Annotated in this window: 17 protein-coding genes, 3 pseudogenes and 1 riboswitch; of the genes and pseudogenes, 7 read left to right on the top strand and 13 right to left on the bottom strand. The window is 34.3% G+C overall.

What is annotated here, in order from left to right; genetic code table 11:
* Window positions 1-528 precede the first annotated feature (528 nt).
* Window positions 529-1296 carry an alpha/beta family hydrolase gene (locus PQ479_RS01140; RefSeq protein ID WP_047989403.1) on the bottom strand — a complete coding sequence of 256 codons (768 nt, stop codon included), beginning with the start codon at window positions 1294-1296 and terminating at the stop codon, window positions 529-531.
* 435 nt (window positions 1297-1731) lie between these two features.
* Here PQ479_RS01140 and PQ479_RS01135 point away from each other — a divergent pair, with 435 nt between their 5' ends.
* Together PQ479_RS01135 and PQ479_RS01130 are read left to right on the top strand one after the other, a co-directional pair.
* Window positions 1732-2262 carry a PadR family transcriptional regulator gene (locus tag PQ479_RS01135; protein ID WP_047989404.1) on the top strand — a complete coding sequence of 177 codons (531 nt, stop codon included), beginning with the start codon at window positions 1732-1734 and terminating at the stop codon, window positions 2260-2262.
* Between the two features lie 341 nt (window positions 2263-2603).
* A pseudogene (locus PQ479_RS01130) lies at window positions 2604-2738 on the top strand (Tn3 family transposase); the annotation flags it as partial.
* A gap of 260 nt (window positions 2739-2998) precedes the next feature.
* On the opposite strand, the gene PQ479_RS01125 reads toward PQ479_RS01130, so the two are convergent.
* The 5 genes and pseudogenes from PQ479_RS01125 to PQ479_RS01105 all read right to left on the bottom strand — a co-directional run bounded on the left by PQ479_RS01125 (window position 2999) and on the right by PQ479_RS01105 (window position 6746).
* Entirely contained in the window at window positions 2999-4252 is a 1254-nt protein-coding gene (locus PQ479_RS01125) for an aminopeptidase (protein WP_047989629.1), read from the bottom strand.
* Window positions 4253-4608: 356 nt separating this feature from the next.
* On the bottom strand, window positions 4609-4731 hold the full coding sequence (locus PQ479_RS01120; protein ID WP_273716709.1) for a hypothetical protein: 123 nt from the start codon (window positions 4729-4731) through the stop codon (window positions 4609-4611).
* An 814-nt stretch (window positions 4732-5545) separates the two neighbouring features.
* A complete protein-coding gene (locus PQ479_RS01115) occupies window positions 5546-5695 on the bottom strand; it encodes a CGNR zinc finger domain-containing protein (protein ID WP_083991281.1) in 150 nt (49 codons plus the stop codon).
* Window positions 5696-5954: 259 nt separating this feature from the next.
* Window positions 5955-6068: pseudogene (locus PQ479_RS01110) on the bottom strand (ClpX C4-type zinc finger protein); the annotation flags it as partial.
* Window positions 6069-6197: 129 nt separating this feature from the next.
* On the bottom strand, window positions 6198-6746 hold the full coding sequence (locus PQ479_RS01105; protein WP_047989630.1) for a metallophosphoesterase family protein: 549 nt from the start codon (window positions 6744-6746) through the stop codon (window positions 6198-6200).
* A gap of 184 nt (window positions 6747-6930) precedes the next feature.
* Window positions 6931-7045, top strand: a riboswitch (TPP riboswitch).
* A gap of 132 nt (window positions 7046-7177) precedes the next feature.
* Between PQ479_RS01105 and thiC the strand changes: the two genes are divergently transcribed.
* Window positions 7178-8944: a phosphomethylpyrimidine synthase ThiC gene (gene thiC, locus PQ479_RS01100; protein WP_047989405.1), complete on the top strand. Its 1767-nt coding sequence runs from the start codon at window positions 7178-7180 to the stop codon at window positions 8942-8944.
* Between the two features lie 431 nt (window positions 8945-9375).
* Here the strand turns inward: thiC and PQ479_RS01095 are convergent, their stop codons facing one another.
* From PQ479_RS01095 to PQ479_RS01080, 4 genes are read right to left on the bottom strand one after another with little or no spacing between them, the layout of a single operon-like run.
* Window positions 9376-9759, bottom strand: a complete 384-nt coding sequence (locus PQ479_RS01095) for an alpha/beta hydrolase (RefSeq protein WP_273716707.1) — start codon at window positions 9757-9759, stop codon at window positions 9376-9378.
* A 13-nt stretch (window positions 9760-9772) separates the two neighbouring features.
* Complete coding sequence (locus PQ479_RS01090; protein ID WP_053070439.1) at window positions 9773-10099, bottom strand: alpha/beta hydrolase; 327 nt, start codon at window positions 10097-10099, stop codon at window positions 9773-9775.
* Window positions 10099-10722, bottom strand: coding sequence for an MFS transporter (locus tag PQ479_RS01085; protein WP_047989406.1), 624 nt, complete (start codon window positions 10720-10722; stop codon window positions 10099-10101). The genes PQ479_RS01090 and PQ479_RS01085 overlap by 1 nt, the downstream gene beginning before the upstream one ends.
* Window positions 10719-11288: an MFS transporter gene (locus tag PQ479_RS01080; protein WP_047989407.1), complete on the bottom strand. Its 570-nt coding sequence runs from the start codon at window positions 11286-11288 to the stop codon at window positions 10719-10721. The genes PQ479_RS01085 and PQ479_RS01080 overlap by 4 nt, the downstream gene beginning before the upstream one ends.
* 116 nt (window positions 11289-11404) lie before the next feature.
* On the opposite strand from PQ479_RS01080, the gene PQ479_RS01075 reads away from it, so the two are divergent.
* The gene (locus PQ479_RS01075; RefSeq protein WP_047989408.1) at window positions 11405-12286 is read left to right on the top strand and encodes a LysR family transcriptional regulator; all 882 of its coding nucleotides are present in this window, start codon (window positions 11405-11407) and stop codon (window positions 12284-12286) included.
* 143 nt (window positions 12287-12429) lie between these two features.
* Here PQ479_RS01075 and PQ479_RS01070 read toward each other — a convergent pair whose 3' ends face one another.
* Both PQ479_RS01070 and PQ479_RS01065 read right to left on the bottom strand, forming a co-directional pair.
* A complete protein-coding gene (locus PQ479_RS01070) occupies window positions 12430-12918 on the bottom strand; it encodes a GNAT family N-acetyltransferase (RefSeq protein WP_047989631.1) in 489 nt (162 codons plus the stop codon).
* A gap of 233 nt (window positions 12919-13151) precedes the next feature.
* Window positions 13152-13547, bottom strand: a complete 396-nt coding sequence (locus PQ479_RS01065) for a VOC family protein (protein ID WP_047989409.1) — start codon at window positions 13545-13547, stop codon at window positions 13152-13154.
* A 221-nt stretch (window positions 13548-13768) separates the two neighbouring features.
* Here PQ479_RS01065 and PQ479_RS01060 point away from each other — a divergent pair, with 221 nt between their 5' ends.
* From PQ479_RS01060 to PQ479_RS01050, 3 genes are read left to right on the top strand one after another with little or no spacing between them, the layout of a single operon-like run.
* Window positions 13769-14353 carry a TetR/AcrR family transcriptional regulator gene (locus tag PQ479_RS01060; RefSeq protein WP_047989410.1) on the top strand — a complete coding sequence of 195 codons (585 nt, stop codon included), beginning with the start codon at window positions 13769-13771 and terminating at the stop codon, window positions 14351-14353.
* Between the two features lie 2 nt (window positions 14354-14355).
* Window positions 14356-14757 carry a DUF5367 family protein gene (locus PQ479_RS01055; protein WP_047989411.1) on the top strand — a complete coding sequence of 134 codons (402 nt, stop codon included), beginning with the start codon at window positions 14356-14358 and terminating at the stop codon, window positions 14755-14757.
* An 18-nt stretch (window positions 14758-14775) separates the two neighbouring features.
* Window positions 14776-14979 carry a YgaP family membrane protein gene (locus tag PQ479_RS01050; protein ID WP_337957074.1) on the top strand — a complete coding sequence of 68 codons (204 nt, stop codon included), beginning with the start codon at window positions 14776-14778 and terminating at the stop codon, window positions 14977-14979.
* Between the two features lie 486 nt (window positions 14980-15465).
* Here the strand turns inward: PQ479_RS01050 and PQ479_RS01045 are convergent.
* A pseudogene (locus PQ479_RS01045) lies at window positions 15466-15783 on the bottom strand (DUF6262 family protein); the annotation flags it as partial.
* Between the last annotated feature and the right edge of the window lie 293 nt (window positions 15784-16076).

Raw genomic sequence — 16076 nt, 5'->3', positions numbered from 1 at the left:
AATGAAGACTGGACATAACCCTCTTTAAATACAAAAAACGAGTCGAGTGAACAGAACGTTGTTCAGGCGACTCGTTTTTATGCTTCATTTTAGGTGGAATGGACGTAGTTGGTGACGTGTAGAGGTAAACTTTCTTAAGTTCACCGCCACGAGAGCAATGCCTAGCTCACCGAAAAAACCAGTGAAACGTAAATTAGCCTTCAGGTTTCCAAAAACTAGCTATACATCTACCTTTCTTCTGTTCTTTTCGGTAGGTAGAATTAGTAATTAAAGGTTTGTGACCACGGTTGATGATTTTTTGGTAGTTTTGTTTTCTTCCATACCCGACATCTTCGACGATGTGTTCCGAAAGTTCAAAGAAATTTTCTTCAGCCGTATCTTGTACTCATTAATTTGAGCTACATTTGCTTTAATTTTCTCCATCCAAAATGATATCTGTGAATCCATAAATAGTGGTAAATTGTTCAGGTAATGCTCTATTCGAATCATTCATTAGTTATTGTATTGAAGTTATAAATTGGACAGGATTCAATGAACCCCTTGCTCATGCGTCCTAGTGACATGATCACTTTCCAACCAATTAACAATTGAATCAATGATCATTGCCTGCTGTTCATCAACCGTTATTTGAGCTTCATTATCACCAGATTGACTACCATATACGCCAAAATAAGCGTGGTTACCACCTGGAATTTCAAGGAAATAAGCTGTTTGTGGTAAGTTAGAGCTGTATTCTTTAATTTTTTCAGGAGTACTTAGTCCATCCAGTTCCCCACTTATGGATAGAACAGGTAAGTTGGATTCACTTAAAAAATCATTGCTTGCTGCATATGCACCAAGTAATATAAGCCCGTTTACTCTGTCTAAATTTCGGTCTGCATACATTGCTGCTGCAGCTCCTCCCATTGAATGACCAGCAATATACCATTCTATGTGATCACCATTTTCTATTACTTCATTTGCTTTAGAAACATCGAGAATTGGTAAATTTAATCTAACTGAAGGTATAGCTACTGTAATATTTTGCTTTGATAACTCTTGAGCTAAATAGCCATATGCTTCAGGTTCAACTTTTGCACCAGGGTAAAGAATGATACCTTTATCAGCCTTTTCAGATGTATAGAAATACCATCCGTTTTCTAATTTCTTTTCTTCTTCTATTACGAGTTCTTGAATATCTAGCGCACTATATGTATTTTGAGTCCATATATAGAATAGTGATAAGCTCAATATTATAATTATACCTAAAGCGATAAACAAGATTAATAACATTTTTTTATTGATAAGTTTCTTCATCATTAAAACCAATTATTCTAAATTCAATTATGTGGAGAGGTATAGATTGTCCACTAATTAAAATTAACAATAATACCCCTTTCTTAAATTTCCATTTTATGAGTATCTCAGTTAACCCCATTAACAGACAACTTGACTATAAAAACGTAAAAGGACAAGCCTGTTAAATACTATGTCGATTTGAGAGCTCAACATCAAGTCTATAGATAGAAAAAAGTCGAATTACAGTAATAAAGACCAGCAAATTAATGTTCGAACACTAAATACAATTCAGGTTCGGCTATGAACTAAGTATAGGAAATCAATATAACACCACCTTCTCTTATGTCTATTTAGACATATGAAACTATAGATATACTAAACAATGATAAAACTTTGGTCAAGGTATATGCTATAATTTCTTAATATAGACAAATATTAAGGAATTGATGTTATATGAGCTTACGTTATGCTTTGTTAGGGATAATTTCTAAAAAACCAATAACAGGATATGATGTGGTGAGAATATTTAAGCAACAGATGATTTATTTTTGGAATTCTACTCATAGCCAAATATATACAGAATTGCATAAAATGGAAAACGATAACTTAATAGAACACGAATTAGTTATTCAAGGAACCTCACCAAATAAAAAAGTATACTCTCTTACAGATTCAGGAAAGAAGGACTTAATACGCTGGGCAATTGAAGAACCTTTAAAAACAACTAAAATTAAGGATGAATTTTTAATTAAAGCGACTATTTTCCCTATTTTAACGGTTAATGAAATTAATAAATTGTTAGATGAAGTTATAGAGAGAGAAGAAAAAATCTTAAGTATGACAAAAGATTGGAAAGAACACTTTAGCAGTCAAGAGGGACAAGATGTAGGCACTATGCTAACAGTTGAATATGGAATAAGATATTCTGAAATGTACTTGGAATGGTGTAAGTGGGCAAAACAATATTTCAATGAAATTAAGTAACTAATCCTACGTTTTTATTTTCATTGAATTATTAATACTATGTAAAAAAATGGTCACATCGAATTGAATTGCTTTTTTTCCTACGACGATCCGCTTGCTGGTCCTTGACACAGTAAAGGGACGTCACCATTAAATTAAACTTCCCTTTTGGACATTAAAATCAGGAATAAGTAATGAAAAAATGAAACTTAATACCAATCTTTAGCCACAGGTGACGCCGCTTTAATTAAATCAGCACGTTTCATTTGTGCTAACGGACAGTATTACTTTTATACCTAAACTAAAGTTATTGTTATTAAAGAACGATTTATAATCAAGGATTGTTCTAATTAGAGTATTTTGCTTTTACAGTTTGGAATACCGTTTTTCTCACAGAGGCTACAAAGATATTAAAAGAAAAGGGCTTATTAAAAGAGGAGTTATTACCTCACATTTCCCCATTGGATTGGGCACATATAATTATACTTGGAGAATAATCATTTGATTCCAAAAAAGTACCCAAATCAAATGAATTAAGACCTTTAACGATATAAAAATTATGCTGATATCTCCTTAGCATTGGTGATATCAGCTTATATTTTTTCATTTATTGTCTTAACGTGGGTTTTATGACAAAATGTTGGCTATACTCCTATAAACTCTAATTTAAATGTATTAAAAAACTACTTCCTCATAAAGCTAATGAAATCCTTCTAACAGACCCACCCTGACTCCTTCAGCAGCTTCATTTATTAAACTAGAATTGGAAGTCCCCGCCTTGCATCAGTAATACGTTAGTTCCGTCTTCTTTAATTCCTACTACTTTCATATCGTCGGTACCAAATGTCACATTGACTAACAGGAGTGACGTATTTAGGCCTGCTTCCTTCAATTCTTCTTCCGATAGGTTGTTGCCATTTTGAAGGTTAGAAGGAGAAGCATTTCCGATTCCAATATGGCATGCCGTATTTTCATCAAACAAGGTGTTGTAAAAGAGAGTATCTGTCTTAGAAAGAGGAGAGTTGTTAGGAACCAAGGCAATTTCACCTAGATAATATGAACCTTCATCTGTTTCGATGAGACTTTGTAACGCTTTTTGCCCAGTGGCAGCATAGTAGTCAATAATCCGTCCATCTTTGAAGCTTAGGTAAAAATTATCGATGACACTTCCCCCATAGATAAGCGGTTTAGTGGCTACTAATTTGCCCTTTACCTTATTTTTATGGGGGGCAGAAAATATTTCTTCCGTGGGAATGTTCGGAAAGAACTGTACTCCCTTTTTATCTTTAACACCCCCACCGATATAGAGGTGATTTTTAGGCATACCGACTAATAAATCCGTTCCTTGGCTATTCGTAAAATGCAGGGCTTCAAACTGGCTATCATTAAGGAATCTTTTCCGAGACATGAAGGCTCTGTCATGACTTTCCCAATCTTCTATAGGATTTCCCCCATCTGCCCGAGCCCCTTTTAATATTAATTGCCATAATGATTGCATAGCTTCCTCTTTACTTAAGTAAGGAAATACTTTAGATGCCCAGGTAAAGCACGGGACAGCTAGAATACACCAGCGTACCTCATGGGATCTAATCTTTGCGTAATGATCCTTCAACTTGCTGCGTGAGGTCTTCTGGAAGCGATTTATTCGTTTTTCAGAAACCCCCTTAAAGACATTTACGTTTTCAGAAATTATACGGATGTAAGCAGCACCCGCATTATCCCACTCCCTAAAGCGGGCAGCCTGCCAGTCAGGAAAGTGATCGATGGCATCATCTGCTGCATGTAAAAAAAATTCTTTGGTAGACTGTTCATCGGTCCAATCAATAACCACATTTGAAGCACCCGTATCATAGGCTGCTATTTGGATTAGACGTGCAAATGTAACATTTTCTATGTCACTATGAATAATGACTAATTGATTATTTTGCACATTTACACCCGCCACTACAGCAAGCTCTGCATACTTTTTCAACTGTTCATCACTAACAAGCTCATATTTACTTTTAATCATCACACACTCAACTCCTAACTAAGGTATATTAATGCTCATAATTTATTTAGTCATATTTCCATTATACCAACTAATCTGAAGTCAGAATAAACAGTAAAATAGTTGACCTACTTATGATGAGAGAAAAAAAGTCTGGCTACCTTAAACACTTAAAGAACTCAACAAGAAAGAGTCAGGTGAACTCATATTTCAATCAGGCATGATTATTGAAGAAGAGTTTGAAATGCAACCGTTAAATGATTGGATTAAAAAAGAAAGACTACTAATTTGGCTATCCTATAACAAGGAAAGCTCTTTTCCTTATGACGTTAGGGGCAGATCTCCAAAGACAACAATAACCTTACGAATTGTGAGCTCTAGGGATATTTGTCTTTAATCAGAAGCACAATGGCAATCACTAGCGTCACGAGTGCAATGGTGTACATAACAGCATTGGTTGCAACGGTAATCATTAATTCAAGTGCTTCAAATTCAGACATATGACATCCCTCCTTCCTGAAGGGATTGCCACTAACCTCAAGAACCATCTATTTTTACTTATCTATTATTCTCACATGACCGAGACCCATTCACAAGTATCTAAATTCCCTTTTTAAACCAATACCAATCCTTTTTATGGACTTTCTAAACGCATGAGAACACCATACGTTCTCTGTTCGGACGCCTCTCAAACCCTTGATATACAAACATAGATAAAGAACACCACCTCTCTAACAGTAAAGGTTGTGTTCTTACTATCCATTCATCGCTCATATCAATTATAGTGAAAATAACGGCGATTACGCTTACGGTCATCCTGGTAGACCATTCGTAAATCGACAAGGTGATTAAGCCCTTTACGAATCGTTGAGGGTGCTAAATCTGTACAGAAACCATTTATAACGAACTAAATATGGATAGCGACTATTCTATTCGTTATAAAGATTTCTTCAAAAAGTTCTCTAAAGTTTTAATCATCGCTGAAGAAGATTTATTCAATCTGGCTGAATATATGTTTACGCCCAAAAAAGCATTTAATATGATACGGAACTTAGCATAAAGGGCCTTTCACACTAAACCCCTTTTAGTTATTAAAATCAAACAAGCAACGAATAAAAAAGCGCTACTAACCATTTATAACGAACATTTTCTAGTACAGAAACAGATGATTGAATGGACAATAAAGAATATACATTCAAATACAATAATAAAACTAAATAAATACAAGAAAAGCCGACTCCTTCGATTAGGAGGAACTCGGCTTTTTTTCAAGTAAACCCTAGAAAAAATACTAAATGGCTCCAATTAATATGTTTATTTCTTGTTTCTTTCCTTAAAAGCTTTATTCTTCGCTCTATTACCACATGCCTTCATTGAGCACCATTTCCCAGTACCAGGACGAGAGTAATCAACAAAAACACACTGGAAGTCTGATGCTGAGCATACCCTATTTCTATGCCACAAACAAAATTATCTATCTCAAACCCTTTTACCACCCTTTTGATCCGGTTGATTGACTCTCATACAGAAACATAAAAATCTTATAAATTCATTCCAAACGCATATTTATAAAAAAGGTAAATATGGTGGTTGCTTCACTTACTAGTTGAAAGTCATAACTTATTCTTTACTTCGAATAGTGCCCTTAAAATCAATAACTGAATAACTCCTTTTATAAATACCCAAAATAAGGATTTTCACCTTCATAATTTTTATAAGCAAGCTATTTTAATGAATTAGATTTAATTACTTCTGCACCAAATTCTAAACAATGGCCACATATAGAAACTCCTGGCCCTAAAGCTAACTCTCCTACTTCTTCTTTATCTTTTCGACAGAATGAACAAGTAGACGCTTGTAGCTATTCTTATTCTTTTTCTATGAAAATCAATACTCATATAGTACCTCCCATAAGATCCTATTTAGCTAAATCTTATATTGGAGGAATCCATAAATCTAATACTATTCAACAAGCCCCCTTAGCCCTGCTTTGAAGTCCAACACTTCCAGCGTTAATTACTTTCTTTGAATAAATATTCCTCTTGAATTGAATGTGAGTGTGACCATAGATAATAGTTGATTGTTCTGTTTCTTTAACCATCTCATAAACGTCTTCTTCTGGGGTATCAATCCGAATCGCCTCTATATCTTCTCTAGGCGAACCATGTATAAAAAGTACTCCTTCTTCTACATGAGAAAACTTAAAAGTACCCATCCATTCTATTTGCTCTTTCGTAAGTTGTTCTATACACCATTGGTTTAATTCGCCAACCATACCACCTAAATTATTTTGACTTCTATATTGTTCGAATATCTCTCTATCACTGTTACCCATTATAAAAATAAAATCTTCCTTCCTTATAAAGAGTGTATCTATGACCTTCCTCGGCTGGGGACCCCACGCTAGGTCGCCTCCTACAATTACTTTATCTATATTCTCTTTTTCGATCTCACGAAAAACCGCGTCTAAAGCATGGTAATTTCCATGAATATCATAAATAACAGCTAATTTCAATTATTTTCACCTTCCTTATATATTTAAATTAACCATTCTACAGACTGTCTAATTTTTCCTTTTTTGAATCTTCCCCACTTCGATTTCCTCATTTTATTCAATTCCTTATAAGAGACCGTTTTTTGGGGAACTTCTTTACAAGTTTCATGATATTGTTTAAACTAGTCTATGTATGAATTAAATAGTAATAAACTAGGGGTGTCCATTGAGTTGGGCTGAGAGAGAAACACGATGACGTTTCTTAACCCTCAGGACCTGATCTGGCTCATACCAGCGTGGGGAAGTTAGCGTCTGCAAAAATGGGATGGCATAAAAATGCCGTCTATTTATGTATACTAGCTTAGCCGGGTCTTTTAAAAGACTCGGCTTTTTCATGCTAAAAATGGGATAGATGTGTCCTTTTTATTACATTAAAAAAGGAGAGATATTCTATGAAAGATGTGAATGTTGAATGGATGTCAAGTTTTTCTGGGAGTACAAAAGTGTATGTGGAGGGAAGTCGCTCGGATCTCTTAGTACCGATGAGGGAGATTGAACAAAGCTCAACAACAGGTGCTTTTGGGGAAGAGACCAATCCTCCACTGCGTGTCTATGATTCAAGTGGTTTATATACGGATAAAAATGCAACGATTGATATTCAAAAAGGACTTCCTCGACTACGATTTAATTGGATTATCGAACGAGGAGATGTAGAGGAATATGCGGGTCGTACTATTAAACCCGAGGATAATGGCTACCGAACAAGTTCTTCTAAATCTAATGTTATAGCTTTTCCTCAGCTAAATTTAAAACCGCTCCGTGCAAAAAAGCATAGAAATGTAACGCAACTTCACTATGCAAGAAAAGGAATCATCACTCCCGAGATGGAATTTATCGCTATTCGTGAAGGGATGGATCCCGATTTTGTTCGTCAGGAAGTTGCTGAGGGGCGTGCGATTATTCCTGCTAATATTAATCACCCCGAAAGTGAGCCTATGATTATCGGGCGTAATTTTCATGTAAAAATCAATGCTAATATTGGCAATTCAGCCGTCTCTTCTTCCATTGAAAAAGAGGTGGAAAAGATGACATGGGCTACACGTTGGGGAGCAGATAACATCATGGATCTTTCCACAGGAAAGGATATTCATACAACTCGCGAATGGATTATCCGAAATTCCCCTGTGCCAGTGGGAACTGTTCCTATCTATCAAGCTTTAGAAAAAGTCAATGGAGTTGCTGAGGAGCTGAATTGGGACGTCTATCGTGATACGTTAATTGAACAGGCCGAACAAGGTGTCGATTACTTTACCATTCACGCAGGTGTACTTTTGCGTTATATCCCATTAACGGCCAAACGACAAACAGGAATTGTCTCACGTGGTGGTTCCATCATGGCTCAGTGGTGCCTTGCTCATCATACAGAAAATTTTCTCTATACTCACTTCGAAGAAATTTGCGAAATTATGAAAACTTATGATATTTGCTTTTCTCTTGGTGATGGTCTTCGGCCTGGCTCTATCAAGGATGCAAATGATGAAGCACAATTCGCAGAGCTAGAAACACTAGGCGAGCTAACGAAGCTAGCTTGGAAGCATGATGTCCAAGTTATGGTTGAAGGGCCAGGACATGTCCCTATGCACATGATTAAAGAAAATGTCGATAAGCAAATGGAGGTCTGTGATGAGGCTCCCTTTTATACTCTTGGACCACTGACTACCGATATTGCACCAGGATACGATCACATTACTTCAGCCATCGGTGCGGCGATGATAGGTTGGTTTGGAACAGCCATGCTATGCTATGTTACGCCTAAAGAACATCTCGGTTTACCAAACAAAGAAGACGTTCGAACGGGTGTAATCTCCTACAAAATTGCCGCACATGCCGCCGATCTTGCCAAAGGTCATCCCAGTGCTCAAAAACGAGATGATGCCCTTTCAAAAGCAAGATTTGAATTTCGCTGGCGAGATCAGTTTAATCTTTCACTAGACCCGGAGCGTGCCCTCGAATACCATGATGAAACTTTACCTGCAGAAGGAGCGAAAACCGCCCATTTCTGCTCTATGTGTGGGCCGAAATTCTGTAGTATGCGTATCTCTCATGATATTCGTACTCTCGCCAAAAATCAGGATCAAAGCTTTGAAAATGTTATTGACAAAGGACTGCAGGAAAAAGCCAAAGAGTTTCGTAACAACGGTAGTCAGATTTATAACTAGGATGGTGATGCTTTTGAAGGATGTACAGGCAATTAAAAATGAAATTAAAGTACTTGAAACTAGAATCGAAGAACTTACCCAAAAAATCACTCTTTTTCAACTTAATTGTACTCATATTTATATTAGGAATGGGCCTATACAAGAGTGCAGAAAGTGTATGCACATCGTGAATTTGAACTGGTGAAGAACGGAGCATATCAATTACTTTAAAATCAAAACCCCAATGCTCTAACCCTACTCCCGTTGTTGGAAATCAGCTAACAATGGGGTGGCTTAACGTTATCAAGACCTAATTTTAAAAAAGATAGAAAAATTAAAGGCTTCTACATATTAGATATGTCTAATATGTGGAAGCCTTTCTTCTTTTACTAATGCCCCCGTTAGTTCAATAAACTTAAAACAACTAACGTTGAATTACGAATCTATTGTTTTCACCATTTTAAACCATTCAAGAAATTAAGAATGTCTTTTTGTATCAAATCCCTATCCTTACCTGATGTCATTAAGTGATGTGAGTTTTTATATCCTTTAAGCTCAGTTTTTGTATTTAAACTTGTTACCATTCTTAATCCACTCTCTTTATAAAGCTTTTCATCTAATTCACCATACATAATTAAAATAGGCTTTGAGATTTTATCTAACTGTTCCATAGTTGAATCTATATTTGTTTGAAAAGTGATTAGGGATAACTTAAATGCCTTTTTTAATCTATCAATGTTTTCTACAGGCTCTCTCATTAGCTTTTGATACGCCTCTGCATAAATCACAAACCGATCTTCTAATGACTCTATACTCTTTTTAAATGGTACAGACATTACTATTATTCCATTAGGTTGAAAGGCATTGTCCAACATTTAAAGCGAAAATTCCACCTAATGATATACCAATTACAGCTACTTCCGAATATTTATTTTTCAAAAATTTGTATCCTTCTTCAACGCTCTCCCACCAATCGGTAATACCTGTAAATGCCAATTCTTCTGGTGCCATGCCATGTCCTTTATAAATTGGAGCATAGCAACTAAACTCATGCTCATTTAGAAACTGACTCAATTTTTTTACATCACGATTCGTGCTAGTAAAAGAATGTAGTAATAAAACGGCTTTACTTTTACCTTTAAGGTAGAGTGGTTTAGGTTGAACAATTCTAACCATTATCTATTCACATCCAATAATTTATGATTGATATTATGTTCCCTTACATTTCCTATGAAGAGTATTAAAATTAGTAAAATAAAACCTATTAGTATCATAAAAAAAGTCCATCCTAAAAATGAAAATAAATATCCACTCAACCATCCTATAACACTTGACCCAACATAGTAAAAGATGGAATATAAAGAGTTAGCTTCCGTTTTATATTGTTCAGGTGAGTTATTTGCAATCCAGTTACTTGCGATAGCATTGCTTGCAAATAACCCAAAAGAAACAAGAAGTAACCCCACAATAACGAGCCAAATAAAATTAGAAACGGTAAAAATGACACCTATAAATATAGTAAATAAAGCAATTCTATAAAGGGAAATATCAAATATTTGTCCGATAAAACGACCAAAGATAATGGAACCAAACACTCCAGATAATGTAGCAACATATATGAAGCCTATTAAAGATTGACTCATTGAAAATGGTGGTTCAGTTAAAGGGTAAGAAATATAGTTCAAAATAGCTGTATAGTTACCGATTGTGAAAGACGTACACAAATAAATACTACGTATTTTCTTATCAAAAAAGCAACTTATAAATCCTACTCTTAAGTCTCTAAGTGAATAGTTCATCTTACTGAAGTTCTTTGAGTTTGGGAGACTAACCAAAACACGATAGATGCCATTAGAGTTATTACTCCAATAATAAATGCAAGGGAACTTAAATCGACTTGTTCTATTAAAGAACTGCTAATAATCCTTGCTAAAACACCACCTAATGCAGTTCCCCCAACGTAAATGCCAACAACCTTTCCTAATATCCCTTTATCAATTTCTTCCTTTAAATAGGTAATAACTGAGGCTAAAAAACCTGAAATACAAATCCCAATAAGAGCCCTTATAAACAAAACCCAGTAAAAATGATCGATGGCTAAACTTATAGCATTAAGTAACGAAGTTAATAACAATGCCCAAACCATCGTCTGTTTCCTTCCAATTCTATTTGAAATGAGTGGAGCAAAATAGAGAGATAGAGCGATGGAGATAGTAGTCATAGAAAGAACTAAGCTTGCTGACGCAGGGGATTGATTAAAACGTTCTGAAAAAAAGATGATTAACGGCTGTACCCAATACAGACTGGTGTAAATGACAAATGCCCCTGTACCCATTGCCGTTAGTATTTTTGTAACTTCTTTCATTTTGACCTCCAAGATTATTTGATGTACCTCTTCTTATATTATTGCTATCTCCTTATAATTTCTAATGTATAATATGTATAAAGTTCATTACTTTTTGTTATGAGGTGATTCATTTAATGGAATGGCAATATATTAAGTATTTTTTGAAGGTAGCCGAATACGAGCATATAACAAAAGCATCGCATGAGCTAAATATCACACAACCTGCACTAAGCCGAGCGATTTCTAAGCTTGAAGAAGAATTAGGGGTACCTCTTTTTTTACGTGATAATAGACGTATTAAGCTAAATAAGTATGGTTTGATGTTTAAAGAACATGCATTAGTTATCGAAAAAGAAATGCAACAAGCCAAAAAGAATATATCTGAACAGCTACAACCTGATTTTGGAGAAATAACCATTGGTTTTTTTCATACACTTGGTATTGATAAACTCCCTTCTTTATTAGCAAGTTTTAAAAAGAAATACCCAAAAACAATTTTTAAACTAAAACAAGCTAACAAAAGGAGCTTAATTCATTTACTTTATAATGGAGAAATTGACTTCTGTTTTACGACCATAACAGGGGAGGAATTAGGGGGAAGCTACTCTAGTTACGACTTATGGGAGGATCAATTATTTCTAACGGTTTCCAATCAGCATAGGCTCGCTTTCAAAGATAATATTCATTTAGATGATTTGCATGCCGAGGATTTTATTATCTTAAAAGACGGGTATGGACTTAGAACTATTACCAATAAGATTTTTAAACAACTCTCTTTTAAACCAAAAGTTAGTTTTGAAGGAGAAGAGATAGATACAGTAGCAGGATTAGTGTCAGCTAATTTAGGCATCTCTTTTTTACCTAGGTTAGAAGGTAACCCCAAAATAAATCAAATAAAATTAAAAGCTATAAATCATAATAGAGTTGTAGGAGTTATTTTTAATGAGAGAGAGTTAGTTTCACCGATATCAAAAAGTTTTCTTAAACACGTACTTAGTACATTTAAAGTTAATTAATCACTGTAATCAAAGTTTTTAATAATAATCGATTAAAAAAGTCAAGGCATAGCGTCTTGACTTTCTTTCTTTACTAACCTGCCCCTTTTGTAACATAAGAAAAAGGCATTCTTATATTAAGAACGCCCCCCATTAGTTGAAAGTCATTGACTAGTAGAATTAAGGTCTAACTTCATAATAAATTGTTCACCAATTTTTCCGATTTTTCTTCTACCAGTATCTACAAAACCTACATTCTTATATAAGTTTTGTGCAGGTATGTTCTTATGATTAACGGCTAGGATTATCTCATCACACTTTTCAAAGTTCCTATATACGAAGTCTTTTAACTCAATCATAGCTTTCTTTGCGTAACCCTGTCCTTGATGTTTATAATTTATTGATAATGCAGTCAACAGCATGGCATTCGGGTTCATTGTATATTCACTTACTCTACTTGTACTATGTAATAAAAAGAATCCTACAGGACGCTGCTCAGATACTATAACTATTCTATACTGACCATCGGAGACATTCAATATAGCCTCTGGTAGTGCCGTAAATTTTGCTTGAGAATCTGGCAGTTCAAAATCACTTAATACTTCATGGTATTGTTCATCATAAAAAGATAATTGAATCTGTTTATTGAAAATCAATTGTCATCTCTCCTAGACTATAGATGTTTATCTGTTCTTTATTAAACATAGATTATTTACCAAATGAAAATAGATTATTTTATATTTTTGGTAAGTACAAAGGTTATTGTACCATTTTTCTCAATTAACCTGCCCCTTTTGTAACATAAGAAACGAACGTTCTTCGTATAAAGCCCCCCCTTAAAGAGGTCGTTAGAAGTATATAACAAAAGGCCTCAACCATTTATGGGTTAAGGTGCTACCAACTCAACTTTAACTCTATCTGGATCTTCAAAATATACAGCATAATGCTCCTCCCCTCCTGCAAAGGGATGCTTATCGGGATAAAGAATATTAATACCCTTCTCTTCTAACTTTTTTGTCATATCATCTACTTGTTGGCGAGAACCTGCGTGGAATGCCAAATGATTAAGACCTACTCGACACCTGTGATATGTTATGTCCATAAACCGTTTTTCTGCTTGAACGAAAACAATATATGTATCTCCAATTTTCCAACTTTGGCCACTTTCCCATGATTGGAAAGTGGTATATCCCAATTCCTCTAAAAACCAACCCCAAAAATTGATTGAATCATCTAAATCTGACACATAGATTTCAATGTGGTGAATCAGTCCTTTTGACATGGTCCAGCCTCCTTTTCTAATCTTACTTTCTCTTTATTGTATCCGATAGATTTAAAACAACCATTAATTATCATAATAACAAATAGCATTGCCAAACAGTCTTTGTCTATTATTTTTCGTTTAACATACTTAATTTAGAATTTATTGTATTTTTAGTTATTATGAGGTAAAATTTATCTAATTAAGTTAGTTAGTCGAATAACTAATAAGGAGGTCAGTAATTGGCAAAACCCAATGTAATAACTAAAGAGGATTTAATTAATAGTGCAAAAGAGTGTTTAATTCAAAACGGAATAGAAAAATTTACTTTAAGATCAGTTGCAGAAATGGCAGGCGTAACACAAGGAACGATCTATTATCATTTTAAAACGAAGGAGCAATTGTATTTAGATATTGTAAATGACATTTGCACTAAATCGTGGAAAGAGATTTCACAACAAAGTAATCCATATTCGCTTAGTGAAGCAGTAGAATCCGCAAAAAGTCGTTCTTCTTACGATTCTACCTTTCATAAACTATTTCTCTCATTAATTGTATCGAGTTTTAACAATGAAAAAATGAGGAAGCAATTAGGTGAAATAATTCAAAAAGAGAATAATGAATTGACTAAAAAATTATTAAGTGTATGGTCAATATCACCAATTAACGGTATTTCAATTGAAGCTTGGGGAATTTTCATTAATGCGATTGTTGATGGGATAGCATTACAAGCATTGGTACAAAAGGATTTTCCAGTAGATAAAACATTTAAAGAACTTGAACTACTATTTAAAGGTCTTACTCATTTACTTAACAAGGGAGATTAGCCATGAAAAAATATTTAATCACAATATTATCGGGTGTCTTCATTTGGTTTTTTGCGACAATGTTTTTTGTGTTTTTTGGAGAACATGTCCTTTTTAGCCCAGGTTCAAAACAATTTACAACAAGTATTATGTTGTTATTAGTAGGAACAGGATTTTTATTGTGGGGTATTACTTATATCTATCTTTTCTTCGATAAGACAATGAATGCACCACTTAAATTTGGAGTAATTGGAACGATCATTGGTTTATCATTAGACACATTTTCTATATCAAATCACACTTTGATTTTCCCAAAATTGAACGATTCCCAGATTATAGCGTTTACCACATGGATGTCCTTTGCTTATGCATTATATTTATTAATACCTGCATTGATCTACCAACGGAGAATTAAACATATGTAAATAAAATAGAGGGGCTGTTTGCAGTTGAAACAAAACGTCGGCACAATTGATAGAATTGTAAGAGTAATAATCGCATTCATTTTACTTTCTTTATTTTTCTTGTTAGAAGGCAAGATGAAATATTTAGGTTTAATTGGTATCATTCCATTGGTAGTTACGGTCATTAAATACTGTCCACTTTATACAGTATTAAGAATAAACACTTGTACTATAAAACAATAAATTTCCGAAGTTTGTTGACAAGATAATAGTCTTCTTCAAGATTTTTAATCTATGTGTAGTGCAAAAATAATTAAATGGAGCGCGATTTCACTTAATAATCGCGCCCGATCGTTGAAGATTGTTTCTTTGTTCCCTAACATTGATTTGGGAACGTTATTTTGTATGTTTTATAATTTTCAACATCGATTTAGCATTTATCTGAAATTCATATGGTACTTTTACTTCTTCAACAGTATATCCGTGGTGATTTAGATAACTTATTATTTTATCTAAATGCTCATATCTTTTTCCTTCTAAATCATCTAAAGAAAAAATACGAACTTCCTCTTTCGTAACCCTCAATAACTCATTTAGTGTTTCAATGTGAAATTGATAATCTAGTCTATCCGAATACATAAACAAAAAATGTGCCGAGAGAAGAATATCAAATTTTGCATTCTTAAATGGTAATGAAGGTAGAGTGACTGGAATGTATCTTTCATTGAATTTCTTCATATCTTTAGCACAATCTTGCAAAGCATTTAGACGATGTTCTCTAAGGAGCGCGTCTTTATTATTTTCATTCATTTCTCGCTTCGCTTGTTTAGCTGTGGGTACTTGTGCTTGTTGCTTCCTTAATGTTTCAATTCGTTCACGAATATCCTTGTTGTTGTATATTGTTGCTTTCGACACGCCAGCTTCACTAGAAACGCTATTAAAATTAATATTCTCGTTAGCTCGTATAAGCCTATTAATTGCTTCATCTACCTTTTGATAGGTGTTATGGACTTCTTTTAAATGAGCAGAACGGTCATATTTAGTCATTTTGAACACCTAACTTTCTTTTCATCCTATCTTGTCTCACAAAGAAGATATTTCCTTCCTGGAGGGTATTAAAAATATTTTGATAAGAGTTGTTGGAATGTTCAAGGGGGCCATGGTTAAATAGACTAAACTAATAAGAGGATACTATGTTCAATATATGAGCATAGATCCTTTTTTTATACATATTTAAACAAACGGGGTTTGAATGTCAAATGTTTATTATATAAACGAACATAATGAGCACAAACATTTCACACGTTAGATAAAGTTTGCAACCAGCTCTCTAAATAATA

Source organism: Alkalihalobacillus pseudalcaliphilus, assembly GCF_028610675.1.
Classification (GTDB): domain Bacteria; phylum Bacillota; class Bacilli; order Bacillales; family Bacillaceae_D; genus Alkalihalobacillus; species Alkalihalobacillus pseudalcaliphilus.
Note: the sequence above shows the minus strand (reverse complement) of the source record. Positions and strands in the feature narration are given on the sequence as shown.